Source organism: Paenibacillus sp. FSL K6-2859, from assembly GCF_038008265.1.
Classification (GTDB): Bacteria; Bacillota; Bacilli; order Paenibacillales; family Paenibacillaceae; genus Paenibacillus_AQ; species Paenibacillus_AQ nitricinens.
Genome location: NZ_JBBOYU010000001.1, coordinates 5,774,944 through 5,787,777, shown reverse-complemented (window position 1 = coordinate 5,787,777; position 12,834 = coordinate 5,774,944). Strand labels below are relative to the sequence as shown.

Sequence of the window (12,834 nt, the reverse complement as noted above, 5' to 3'; positions counted from 1 at the left end):
ACGAAATTCATAGCCATGAAGACAATACTTCTTGCTCCATAAGGAAATAAAAGATTTGTCGGAAAATGTTGTCTTTCTAAATGAGAATTATTATCATATAAAATCTATTCTTATGCGTTTATTGTATAACGTTTAATAATTAGATTGCAATTCCCTTATAAGGGAAAAAGGAGTAACATGAAAAGTGACACAAGATATTCACATTTTGTGAAAAAGAAAACAAAGTCCGGGAACCCAAGGATAGCGGTAAAATATAGACGTTCTGTCATTACATAGTCTACGTTATCCTGTGTCAAATGTAGTTCCGGCGGTGAATACACAATAATGAAAACGCTGTTTTAATCGGAAAGGGGTTACTTTGTATGAAAGGATTTTATTCCAGAAAGATTCATTCCTTGCTAGGCGTTATCCCGCTTGGAGCTTTCTTCATTGAGCACATGATGACGAATTTTGCGGCTGTAGAGGGTGGCGCTTCCGGTTTCACTGACAGCGTGATATGGCTGAATAGCCTGCCGCTTGTCTTCTTCCTGGAATTGTTCGGTATATGGCTTCCTCTGCTGTACCATGGCGTATACGGACTGTATATTGCGTATCAATCCAAGCCGAACTTGAACCGTTTCAACATTGAAAGAAACTGGCGTTATACGCTGCAACGCATTACAGGAATTATTACCTTTATCTTTATAGTCTGGCATTTGTTCCAAACCCGGGTTCAGGTGGCAGTCGGTAGTGTGGAGCATGAAGAATTAGGGGGTCTGATGCATGATATCGTGACTCAACCACTGATGTTGACACTGTACATTATCGGTATCGTTGCAGCATGCTTTCACTTCTCCAATGGTATATGGTCTTTCTTGATCAGCTGGGGAATCACGGTAGGACCTCGTTCACAGCGGGTATCCTCTTACCTTTGTCTCGGTATATTTGTTCTTGTAACGTTTATGTTCCTCATTTCGCTAGTCACTTTCCGTGATGCTGAATTTCAAAGTGCAGCTTCCATAGCTCAGTCCATAAAGACTTTCATCTAAGTAATTGCCCTCTCAGGACTACATTCCAGAATCCTTTCTGATATTTTCGATAAAGGGAGTGAACTATCATGGCAACAGCAAATATCATTATTGTGGGCGGCGGTCTGGCCGGCCTGATGGCTACCATCAAGGCAGCGGAGTCCGGTGCACATGTTCATTTATTCTCATTAGTTCCTGTAAAAAGATCACACTCCGTTTGTGCGCAAGGCGGCATCAACGGTGCAGTAAATACGAAAGGGGAGGGCGACTCCCCTTGGGAGCATTTCGACGATACCGTTTATGGCGGTGACTTCCTGGCGAATCAGCCACCAGTCAAGGCGATGTGTGAAGCAGCACCGGGTATCATTCACCTTATGGACCGGATGGGTGTAATGTTTAACCGTACACCTGAAGGGTTACTCGACTTCCGTCGTTTCGGCGGAACGAAACGTCACCGCACTGCATTTGCTGGCGCAACGACAGGCCAACAGCTTTTGTATGCACTGGATGAGCAAGTGCGCCGCTGGGAGTCTGAAGGTCTTGTAACGAAACGTGAGAACTGGGAATTTCTCTCGGCCATCATCGACGACGAAGGTGTATGCCGCGGCATAAGTGCCCAGAATCTCAAGACGATGGAGATTGAGACTTTTCCCGCAGACGCAGTTATTTTAGCTAGCGGCGGTCCGGGTATTATTTTTGGTAAAACAACGAACTCCGTAATTAATACGGGCACAGCCGCAAGTGCGGTGTACCAACAGGGCGTACATTATGCCAACGGAGAATTTATACAGATTCACCCAACGGCTATTCCAGGAGATGACAAGCTCCGCTTAATGTCGGAATCAGCACGTGGTGAAGGCGGCCGTATCTGGACTTATAAGGATGGAAAGCCGTGGTATTTCCTTGAAGAGAAATATCCGGCCTATGGTAACTTGGTGCCGCGCGATATTGCTACACGTGAGATTTTTAATGTGTGTGTGGATCAAGGGCTGGGTATTAATGGTGAGAACATGGTGTATTTGGACCTCTCTCACAAGGACCCGAAAGAACTGGACGTAAAGCTTGGCGGGATTATTGAAATTTACGAAAAATTCATGGGAGATGATCCCCGTAAAATACCGATGAAAATCTTCCCGGCCGTGCACTATTCTATGGGCGGTATGTGGGTTGATTACAACCAAATGACAAACATTCCTGGTCTGTTTGCGGCAGGCGAATGTGAATATCAATATCATGGAGCGAATCGCTTAGGCGCTAACTCTCTGGTATCTGCTATTTACGGTGGTATGGTTGCTGGACCAAAGGCTGTTGAATACATTAAAGGTTTGAAGAAATCATCACAAGATATCTCTTCTTCCGTATATGACAGCTTCCACAAAAAGCAGACGGACAAATATGAATCTCTGTTAGCGATGTCAGGTACAGAGAACGCTTATGTGATTCATAAGGAACTGGGCGAATGGATGACCGCCAATATGACGGTTGTACGGCACAATCCGAAGCTGGAAGCGACCATTGGCAAAATCAAAGAGCTTAAAGCACGCTATCGCAATATCAATATGAACGATACGTCACGCTGGAATAACCAAGGAGTGGCATTCACCCGTCAGCTGTGGAACATGCTGGAGCTGTCCGAAGCGATGACACTGGGAGCGCTTATGCGCAATGAGAGCCGCGGCGCTCATTACAAGCCGGAATTCCCGGATCGTAATGATGAGGAATTCTTGAAGACCACGAAAGCTGCCTGGACTGCAGACGGTCCGCAAATCTCTTACGACGAAGTCGATGTCTCACTGATCCCTCCGCGGGTCCGTGATTATTCGAAGGATTAATTTTTCCCAGCAGTGAAACAGCTTGCGAGGCAAGCTTAATGAAATAAAATTAGGCAATTTGAGGAGGGAACCATTATGGCGGAAACTGCTACAGCTCCCAAAAACGTAAAGTTTATCATCACCCGCCAGGACGATCCACAAAGCTCATCTTATGTTGAGGAATTTGAGCTTCCATATCGTCCGGGTATGAATGTAATCAGTGCTTTGATGGAAATTCAGCGTAATCCTGTGAATGCCAAAGGTGACAGCACCGTTCCGGTATGCTGGGATTCCAACTGTCTAGAAGAGGTATGCGGAGCTTGCTCGATGGTGATCAACGGCAAACCCCGCCAAGCCTGCGCAGCGCTTATAGACAATCTGGAGCAACCTGTACGCATTGAGCCAATGAAGACATTTCCGGTGGTGCGTGACTTAGTGATTGACCGGACTCGGATGTTCAATGCACTGAAACGAGTAAAGGCCTGGATTCCGATCGATGGTACGTATGACCTTGGGCCGGGACCACGGATGCCGGAGAAGAAACGGCAGTGGGCTTATGAATTATCTAAGTGTATGACTTGCGGCGTATGCTTAGAGGCTTGTCCGAATGTCAACGAGAAGACGGATTTCATCGGACCCGCAGCCATCTCTCAAGTACGCCTGTTCAATGCTCATCCTACGGGCGAAATGAATGCTGATGAAAGATTGGACGCATTGATGGAAGATGGCGGTATTGACGGCTGTGGTAACTCACAGAACTGTGTACGCGCTTGTCCAAAAGGGATTCCTCTGACTACCTCCATTGCAGAAATTAATAAGCAGACGACAAAACATATGTTCAAACGCTGGTTAGGTGTGTAATAAGTAGTACCGCCAGATCTTTAATATCGAGCTATCCTCAATGGTGGATTTTTATTCGCTGAGGATAGCTTTTTTGTTTATAATTGGTAGGGAATAGGAAATTGTCTAGATCAGAAGAATGAATAGCATATGCTATAATATCCATTGTTAACGTACGTTAGGTGTGGAACAACAGGGAGGAATAATCGTGATTTGTCGGGAGCATGATGGAGCAATTGTAATGGTTAAACAGCATGATCACGGGAAGTTAGCTGGAGAGCTTGCCATTTGGTTCAAGGAAGAGCATGTGCCAGAAGAAGGACGCCGGGATGAGGTGCTTTGGGCGGTAGCTGAACATGACCGGGGCTGGATTGATCTGGATGAGACGCCCTTTTGGAACGATGCGGAGAGCGCGCCTTACACCTTTATTGATTTTCCTGTGGTACCGAAGCTGACCTTTTATAAGCGAGGACTTGATGAGATCGAAGAGCGAACACCCTATGGAGCGCTTCTGTGCAGCTTGCATTTTGAACGACTCATTAAGATTTCGGGACTGGATAATCCAGAACTGAAATTGTATCAAGCGCATGAAGAGGAACGTAGATCCCGTATTCACCGAGCGCTGGAAGTATCCAAACCGATTGGTGAGGATGAACTGTATTATGATGCTCGTCTTTTAGAATTCTGCGATGATTTATCTTTATATTTGGCTTTAAATGAGCCGGGTAGCCCGAAATCTGAGGAGCATCCATGGTGGCGTGAAGGGTTTTCTGGCAGTGAAGATTTCAGTTTTACGTCAGGTCGTACGATAACCGTGGAGTGGAAAGATAAGTCAACGTTAATTCTGGATCCTTTTCCCTTTAAGAAGACGGTGGAAGTAGCCTTTATGATGAAACGAGTCCCAAAAACAGAAATTGCTAAGAGAGGCATCGCATCCGCATACAGTGATACGCCAGAGGAAGAATGTAGAATTGTACTAACGGCTCTAAACGAAAGCTAAAGGGAAGGAGAAACTCCGTATGAAGATACAATCGTCTGGGGCTTCTCCCAATAAGAAAAATAAAGACACTCACTCTAGCACCTCTGAACGTCGATCTAAGGGCAAGACAACGATGACCCGCCGGCAATTCCTTGTTCGAGGTGCGGCTACTGTAATCGGCGCAGGCTTGCTCACAAGTGGTTACGCTTGGCAAGGGGAGCCCAACTGGATTCAGGTTACTAAGCTGAAATTGTCCTTCAAAGATATTCCCTCTGCTTTTTCAGGCATGAAGGTTGTCCATTTCAGTGATACTCACCTTGGGTTTAATAAGGATGCCCGTGATCTGGCTCGACTTGCAGAGCGTATAGCTAAGGAGGAACCCGATCTTATATGTTTTACAGGTGACATCGTGGACAGCAACCCTGAGGATCTTGTAGATGCCATACCTGTATTGGCAGAGCTGAGTGCTTCTCTAGGAAAATATGCGGTGCTAGGCAACCATGATTTCAAGAATACGAAGCGGATTATCGAGTTGTTTACATCAGCTGGATTCCGGGTGCTAAGGAATGATTCTTATCTTCTAAAAAGAGGTGGAGCAGTTATGGCTGTGACCGGGCTGGATGATCTGCTGCATGGTGAGCCTGACCCTGTGAAGGCACTCAGGGGTGTGCCTGCAGGAACCTTTACCGTTCTGATGATGCATGAACCGGATTATGCTGATATAGCACAGGCTCATTCATTTCACCTGCAGCTATCCGGGCACAGCCATGGGGGACAGATTCGCCTGCCGTTTGTAGGTGCTCCATTCACCCCTTATGGGTCTCAAAAGTACATAAATGGATTGTATTATACAGATACCAAGCGCATGCCAGTGTATGTGAATAGAGGTTTCGGTGAAACAGTCATGCCTTTTCGGTTTCTATGTAGGCCTGAATTAACGGTGCTGACATTGCATCATTCAACGGATGAATAGGCTGATATTTTAGCTGCATGGAGGAGGAGAGAGTATGAGTACTTATGAGGCAGTATCTTTCCAGACGCAACAAGGTATGGCGGTTGATCTTAGGAGGATTCCGCCCGAGGATGCTTGTCATTTACAGCAACTGCTCTCCCGTCCAGAAGTGCAGGCTCATATTCAAATACGCACCGGAGCTGGATCAGAACTTGCTCAGGTGGAGAAGCTGGTGAATCGGATGTTATTCGCATTCGATCCTTGCGCGTTACATGCGGGTATCTATTTGAAGGAGCAGCAGAAGTTGATCGGTATTGTTGCTTTGCAGCATTGGAACCGCCGTGAGGGAAAGGCCACTTTAGGATATATGCTAGACCCGGTGTACTGGGGAGGGGGATTGGCAACAGAGGCGGTTGGCTTATTTTTAAATTACAGTGTTCATACGCTTGGGATAACACGGATCGAAGGGCGCTGCCGAGGAGATAATATTAGATCCGAACGTGTGATGCTTAAGAACGGCATGATGCTGGAACGGGTGATGCCCAGAGTAGGCTCCTTGGACGATGTAATGAAAGTATTCACATTGTTACACAAATGAAATAATGCCGTTATGAAACTCTAACAGTGTCCGGTTAAACTAAGTACATGACCCCCTTTTAAAAATATACTGCTTTGGGACCCGATGATTCGGGTCCATTTTTTTTTGTCAGGACCTAATCCGATCGTTTATGATTAACAAACAGTCGAATGAATTTAGAAGGAGGCGTAACATCTTGAATGATGTAATACAGACGTTAATGAGTCACCGTTCTTTCCGGCAGTATTCTGATCTACAAGTGGAGCCGGATAAGCTAAAGATAATGATCGAATCCGCCCAAGCAGCGCCCTCATGGGTTCATGGACAGCAGGTCTCCATTATAGCTATCAAAGATCCTGCGCGTAAGCAGCAGCTTTCGGTCTTGTGCGGCAATCAGAAGCATGTAGCAGCAGCCCCTGTCTTTCTGGTGTTCTGCATGGACTTCTATAGAGCGAAATTAGCAAGTAAAGTGGAAGGCAAGTCTTTTGAAGCCGTAAAAGATGTAGATGCTCTGCTCGTTGGAGCTACAGATGTCGGTATCTCAGTGGCTAACGCGATTGCAGCGGCAGAATCCATGGGACTCGGGATCATCCCTATTGGGGGTGTCCGGCGCAATACAGCAGGTGTTATTGATCTGTTGAAGCTGCCGGAGTACGTATTCCCTATCGTCGGGCTCTGTGTCGGATATCCGGCCGAAGAGGTCGCACAGAAGCCGCGGCTGCCGCTGGATGCGGTGTTTCATGAGGAACAATACAATCCGGATGTGGAAGGTCTCCTGGAGGCGTATAATCAAACCCACCGTGAATATATGCAGCAGCAGGGATTAACGGTGAGGGATTGGACGAGCACAATTGCTCATTTTTACGATATCAACCCGGAATATGGGGATGCGAAACGTACTCTAAAGCAGCAAGGGTTTACCTGCGATAACCTATAAATAAACGACAATGCACCAAGCGGAGATTGGTTTAACGGAGGGTAACCCCACCCCTAAACCAATAACGCTTGGTGCATTTGTTCAAATACAAGAAATCTTTACAGTGAAACTTTAATTTTCTCGCGCTGCTTGTAATAAACCCAATGCGTAAAACCTATCGCTTTAAGCTGCTCGGCTACCGCATCTCGGTCTTCTGCGACACGGGATGGCTTATGCGCATCCGATCCGAAAGTAACCTCAACGCCAAAATGATGTGCGCGCTCCAGTATATCTTCTGATGGATACCAACCGCCAACCAGCTTGGTTCCGCCTGAGGTATTAATTTCGATCGCCACGCCACATTCACTAATGACTTGCAGACAGTCATCAATTGGCTTTGGAGCAGGAATTTCTGAAAAAGCAGGATAATTTCCCTTCATCGCATCAATGTGTCCGAGAATTTGGAACATGCCACTGCGGGCGGAATCAGCAATCAATCGGTAATAATCAGACTTCACACGAATCTGTTCATTCTTGCTAAGCCCTTTCCAGCGACCCTTGTTAAAGATACTGACGCCACCAACACTATGTACCGATCCAATCACATAATCAAAAGGGTAGGCGGATAATGTTTTGCGGTAAAGCTCGGCATGCTCAGGGAAGTAGTCTGATTCAATACCCAGCAGAACGTCGATTACACCTTCGTATTCTTTTTTGAGAGAGAGCACTTCCTGAACATAATTTGAGAATTCGGACTTACCCATAGCAATTAGAGGAAAAGCTTGCTCGGAAGGGCTTCCAAAATAAGGGGTGTGGTCAGAAATGCCTATTACCCCTAACCCTGCTGAAATTCCGGCTTCGATATAATCTCTAATCGTTCCATCGGCATGGCCACAGCGAAAATGATGTGTATGCAGGTCAAATTTCATCAAGATCAACTCCTTTAAACAAGGTTATACAATTAGCTCAGAAGTATCGATTCCACTTTTGGGTGTTTTTTATTCAGACCCAATAAATTGTGTCTCCGGCATACCTTTGAGATCACTAAGAAACTGTCTCATAGCTGAGTTCACGTATTTTCCAGACTTCGTTATGACACCTACAGGATGCGTGACCTCCAATTCAATAATAGGCACAATTTTGAGGGAACCGGCTCGCACCTCAGCGGTTACTGACTGCTTGGAAATAATGGCTGCACCTAAATCGAGCTCTACCATCCGTTTCACTTCCTCGCTGCTGGTCAGTTCCATTATTACCTGTGGCTCTATGCCATGCTTGGAGAATACTTCATCGGCAAATTTACGGCCCACTGTATCCGGTGAGAGCAGAATTAGCGGGGTTTTGCTTAGGGCTTCAATACCTGCAGTCTTAACTTGAGCCAGGGGGTGTCTGGGTGAGACCACCAACTCGAATGTATCATAATAAAGAATGGAAGTAGTCATACTCGGACTACGTCCGATCAAATAGCCAATGCCGACATCGACAATGCCATTCTCGACATGTTGATAAATTTGAGACGAGGACATAGAGGAAATAGATGTTTTGATATGAGGGAACTGGTCTTTAAAATAGGATAAAATACGCGGTAAAATTTGAATGGCGATAGAGGTAGTAGTGCCGAGAATAATATGTCCTTGGGGATTATCTTCAAGATCCGCAAGTCTCTGTTTAAGCTCCTCGACAATCGACACAATTTGTTCCGCATGCTCCAGAAATACAGTCCCTCGATCGGTTAACGTAACAGGCTGGTTCCGGTCAACCAGCTGTGTTTTGAACTCTTCTTCAAGGCTCTTGATTTGTGCTGAAACCGCCGGTTGGGTCAAGTTAAGCAGTTCTCCGGCCTTGCGAAAGCTCATCGTTTTGGAGATCGTTATTAATGTCTCCAGCTGGCTGATGTTCATGGAATACCTCCTTTGGACAAGCGAATATGAAAGTGATAGGGTGAAATATTACGTTCCATGTTGGCATTTGATTTAAATTATAGGAGATAATACCCGACAGAGCAATGTTGCAACATAAACAAACTTGGGTTCGAATTCGACATGTACATTAATTTTTGCTGAATTGTGCCGATATATAAAGTATAATAAATCCATATTACTTGGGACTTTTGGTATATGACTAAAGCACGATAGAGGAGGAGACTGGACTTTCATGAAAGCAGAAGTAATTAATCCTTTTTTAGAATCTGCACGGACTGTTATAGAACAAGTGATTCAGGTCTCGCCTTCCACTGGGAATTTAGGCATCAAAGAAATTGAACTGATCGATAATCATATATGGATTCAAGTGGGAATGACAGGCCAGCTGAGCGGAAATATTATATTTGGTATCGCAGAGCAGGTAGCCTTGCGAATGGTATCGATTATGATGGGCGGCTATGTGATTACGGAGATGGATGAGATGGGTCAGAGTGCAATTTCAGAGCTAGGCAATATGATCAGTGGAAATGCCAGTACGATTTTATATAATCAGGGGGTTTCAGTGGATATAAGTCCTCCCCAAATTATGAAGCTTGAGAGTATGTCTTTTTTGCCTCGCAGAGCACTTAGTATTCCATTGTTGATGGATGGGGTTGGAGAGATGGATATTCAGGTGATGATCTCTTAGGCAAGAGTTAGGAGCTGAAATACCTTTTATGGTACTTAAAGATAAGGTTGTTGTGATTACAGGAGCATCCAGCGGTATTGGTGCATTAACCGCACAAATGCTTAGTAAGCAAGGTGCGATTCCGATCCTTTTGGCACGTTCTGAAGCGAAGTTGAAAGAAACGGCGGCCGGTATTCCGGACGTTTTTGGACTGTATACATGCGATGTAACAGATGCCGATGGTGTACAAGAGACCTTTGCTCAAATTTTGGCGACTTACGGCAGAATTGATATTTTGCTAAATAATGCAGGGTACGGTAAATTCGCCGCTTTTACAGAGATGGAGCCTCATGAGTTTGATGATATGATGGATGTTAACTATATGGGGATTGTTCGTTGTACAAAGGCTGTTGTTCCACATATGTTAGAGCGGGGAAGTGGCCAGATCGTAAATGTGGCTTCTATGGCAGGGAAGATCGGTACAGCCAAATCGGTAGCCTATACAGCCACCAAGCATGCTGTTCTCGGATTCACGAATGCACTCCGTCAGGAGCTGCGGAAGAGCGGCATTATCGTTTCGGCTGTCAACCCGGGCCCCATTGCCACTGATTTCTTCAAAACGGCTGACCCTTCCGGCAATTATGAAAAGAGTGTAGCTCGGATGATGATGACACCAGAACATGTCTCTTCCAAGATCGTAAAGGTCATGGAAACTGGCAAAGAAGAGATTGATCTACCGGGTTTAGCAGGGTTTGGTATTCGGCTTTACGGTCTGTTTCCTCGTCTGGCGGACAAGCTTACTTATAATGCGATGAACAGAAAATAGAGCCTGCCGTCAGCATTATTGGCCTTCCATTTGGTGGAGAGGCCTTTTTGGCATATAATGAAGATATTATCTCAAGCGAAAAGGATGAATTACACTTATGAATAAAGCTTCTTTTGCGGCTATCGGCATTCAGGAAGACCTAGTTGCCCGATTGTCGGAATTCGGTATTAACGCCCCATCCCCGGTACAAGAGCAGACGATTCCACTTCTGCTGGAGGGAAGAGATGTTATTGCTGCTTCCCAGACTGGAACGGGTAAGACCTTGGCCTATCTGTTGCCTCTGCTTCAAACGATCAACCCGGAGCAGAAGGTGGTCCAAAAGCTGGTGCTCGCCCCTACACAGGAGCTGGCGATGCAAATCTTACGTGAGGCGGAACGTTATGGCGAACACCGTGGGATTCGAGTAATGGGTCTTATTGGCGGAGCAGCCATCAAACGGCAGATTGACAAACTGCGTGAGCATCCACAGCTTGTTGTGGGAACCCCTGGCCGGATTCGCGAATTGATTGGTCTTCGCAAGTTAAAGATGCATGAAGTCAGCACGATTGTTCTAGATGAAGCGGACCAAATGTTCCAGCTAAGCGGGGCCGGAGAGGTAACGAAAATTGTTAGCAGCGCACTGCGTTCACGCCAGCTCGTTATGCTGTCTGCAACCATTGGGCCGGAGACGAAAGCCTTGGCAAATCGTGAAATGAAGAACCCGGCAGAGGTTGGAATTGCTCCAGGTGTAATGACGGCAGAGAGTTTAGAGCATCATTATGTTGTCACTGAAGAACGCAATAAAATAGACATGCTACGCCGGGTCATCCGTCATTACAATCCAGATAAAGCGATTGTGTTCGTGAATGCTACAGATGATATTGCAGAGGTAGAGGCTAAGCTGAACCATCTTGGACTAACAGCGGCGGCACTTTACGGTGATGCTGATAAAGTAACGCGCAGTAATGTATTGTCACGTTTCCGTGAGGGGAAATTCCGTGTGCTTGTTGCCAGTGATGTAGCTGCCAGAGGACTGGATATTGAGAATTTGTCACTGGTAGTTAGCTTCGATCCTGCCTTTGATTCCGAGCATTATGTACACCGTGCTGGTCGTACGGGCCGGATGGGAAAACGCGGATTATCCGTAACGATTGTGACAGAGCAGCAGACCTTTATTATGCGTAAATTTGCGCGTGAACTGGATATTTCCCTTGAAGAGCGGGAAATGGTCGGTGGCAAGGTGCTAGCAGCAGATGAAGCGCGCAATGCTAGTGGACGGGGACGAAATGAGAACAGCGGACAACGCCGCGATGCTTCTTCTCCGCATATCAGTAAGCCACAGGCGCGAACATCTGGGAATGCAGGAACCCAGCCGTCTACAACCAGCACAGAGCGGCAACCTGTTAAAAGACTGGCTACGATCCAGACAAGTGAGGCAAGCGTAGAACCACAGCGCGATTCTCAGCGCAGTGTGAATCCTTCTACAGGCGCGCGTGGAGGTGCGACTCCTGCACGAAGCAAACGCAGCAGCAATGCGGAACGTGAGAAGAACCGTAAGAATAAAGGAGCACCAAAGTGGTTGAAAGACAAAACTCCGAGAGGTGACGGTCAATGAATAATTCTCCCGTATTGCAAATTACGGGCCTCAGTGGTGGATACAGCCTGAATAAGCCGGTGCTGCATGATATTGCACTTCAGGTGCAGCCTGGCGAGATGGTTGGTTTAATTGGTTTAAATGGAGCAGGAAAAAGTACGACCATGAAGCATATTCTAGGATTGATGTCGCCCCATAAGGGCGATATCACAGTAAAGGGTAAGACCCGTGCAGAAGATCCCATCGGATATCACAATGCTTTAACTTTTGTGCCTGAATCGCCTCTTTTATATGATGAATTGACGGTACGTGAGCATGTTGAATTTACAGCAAGAGCGTACGGGATTGAACAAAGTGATTACGAAACCCGCACCTCACATCTAGCGAAGCTGTTCCATATGGAAGATAAGATGGACACGTTGTCGACCCATCTATCTAAAGGCATGAAGCAGAAGGTCATGATCATGTGTGCTTTCGTTGCGCGGCCGGCGTTATATGTAATCGATGAGCCTTTTTTAGGGCTAGATCCTTTAGGTATTCGCTCGTTGCTTGATTTCATGATGGACCTGAAAAAATCAGGATCCTCTATTCTGCTCAGCTCTCATATTCTTTCTACCATTGAGAATTATTGCGACCGCTTTATTGTGCTGCATAAAGGTAAGGTGATTGCTCAGGGAACGCTGGAAGAAATTGCGGCAACCACTGGACTACAGGGGCTGACTTTGGAGCAGCTGTTCTATGAGCTGGTTCAGGGAGGGAAATAA

General features: G+C 46.2%; 13 protein-coding genes. 11 read left to right on the top strand and 2 right to left on the bottom strand.

What is annotated here, in order from left to right:
- The first annotated feature begins 362 nt into the window (after window positions 1-362).
- The 7 genes from MHB64_RS25780 to MHB64_RS25750 all read left to right on the top strand — a co-directional run bounded on the left by MHB64_RS25780 (window position 363) and on the right by MHB64_RS25750 (window position 7,103).
- Entirely contained in the window at window positions 363-1,028 is a 666-nt protein-coding gene (locus tag MHB64_RS25780) for a succinate dehydrogenase cytochrome b558 subunit (protein WP_094871656.1), read from the top strand.
- A 68-nt stretch (window positions 1,029-1,096) separates the two neighbouring features.
- A complete protein-coding gene (sdhA, locus tag MHB64_RS25775) occupies window positions 1,097-2,839 on the top strand; it encodes a succinate dehydrogenase flavoprotein subunit (RefSeq protein WP_094871658.1) in 1,743 nt (580 codons plus the stop codon).
- A gap of 75 nt (window positions 2,840-2,914) precedes the next feature.
- Complete coding sequence (gene sdhB, locus MHB64_RS25770) at window positions 2,915-3,679, top strand: succinate dehydrogenase iron-sulfur subunit (protein ID WP_042130877.1); 765 nt, start codon at window positions 2,915-2,917, stop codon at window positions 3,677-3,679.
- A gap of 187 nt (window positions 3,680-3,866) precedes the next feature.
- Window positions 3,867-4,658: a DUF3891 family protein gene (locus tag MHB64_RS25765; protein WP_094871660.1), complete on the top strand. Its 792-nt coding sequence runs from the start codon at window positions 3,867-3,869 to the stop codon at window positions 4,656-4,658.
- A 19-nt stretch (window positions 4,659-4,677) separates the two neighbouring features.
- A complete protein-coding gene (locus MHB64_RS25760; RefSeq protein ID WP_094876873.1) occupies window positions 4,678-5,610 on the top strand; it encodes a metallophosphoesterase in 933 nt (310 codons plus the stop codon).
- Window positions 5,611-5,644: 34 nt separating this feature from the next.
- On the top strand, window positions 5,645-6,187 hold the full coding sequence (locus MHB64_RS25755) for a GNAT family N-acetyltransferase (RefSeq protein WP_094876874.1): 543 nt from the start codon (window positions 5,645-5,647) through the stop codon (window positions 6,185-6,187).
- A gap of 175 nt (window positions 6,188-6,362) precedes the next feature.
- Window positions 6,363-7,103, top strand: a complete 741-nt coding sequence (locus MHB64_RS25750; RefSeq protein WP_094871664.1) for an NADPH-dependent oxidoreductase — start codon at window positions 6,363-6,365, stop codon at window positions 7,101-7,103.
- A gap of 98 nt (window positions 7,104-7,201) precedes the next feature.
- Here MHB64_RS25750 and MHB64_RS25745 read toward each other — a convergent pair whose 3' ends face one another.
- Together MHB64_RS25745 and MHB64_RS25740 are read right to left on the bottom strand one after the other, a co-directional pair.
- On the bottom strand, window positions 7,202-8,011 hold the full coding sequence (locus MHB64_RS25745) for a histidinol-phosphatase (protein WP_094871666.1): 810 nt from the start codon (window positions 8,009-8,011) through the stop codon (window positions 7,202-7,204).
- Between the two features lie 69 nt (window positions 8,012-8,080).
- Window positions 8,081-8,983, bottom strand: a complete 903-nt coding sequence (locus MHB64_RS25740) for a LysR family transcriptional regulator (RefSeq protein ID WP_094871667.1) — start codon at window positions 8,981-8,983, stop codon at window positions 8,081-8,083.
- Between the two features lie 253 nt (window positions 8,984-9,236).
- Between MHB64_RS25740 and MHB64_RS25735 the strand changes: the two genes are divergently transcribed.
- The 4 genes from MHB64_RS25735 to MHB64_RS25720 all read left to right on the top strand — a co-directional run bounded on the left by MHB64_RS25735 (window position 9,237) and on the right by MHB64_RS25720 (window position 12,834).
- Window positions 9,237-9,692 carry a chemotaxis protein CheX gene (locus MHB64_RS25735; protein WP_042130872.1) on the top strand — a complete coding sequence of 152 codons (456 nt, stop codon included), beginning with the start codon at window positions 9,237-9,239 and terminating at the stop codon, window positions 9,690-9,692.
- 28 nt (window positions 9,693-9,720) lie between these two features.
- Window positions 9,721-10,497 (top strand): SDR family NAD(P)-dependent oxidoreductase, encoded by a 777-nt coding sequence (locus MHB64_RS25730; protein ID WP_341135675.1) that lies wholly within the window; start codon window positions 9,721-9,723, stop codon window positions 10,495-10,497.
- A gap of 97 nt (window positions 10,498-10,594) precedes the next feature.
- Complete coding sequence (locus MHB64_RS25725) at window positions 10,595-12,091, top strand: DEAD/DEAH box helicase (RefSeq protein ID WP_341135674.1); 1,497 nt, start codon at window positions 10,595-10,597, stop codon at window positions 12,089-12,091.
- A complete protein-coding gene (locus tag MHB64_RS25720; protein WP_094871670.1) occupies window positions 12,088-12,834 on the top strand; it encodes an ABC transporter ATP-binding protein in 747 nt (248 codons plus the stop codon). Before MHB64_RS25725 ends, MHB64_RS25720 begins: the two co-directional genes overlap by 4 nt.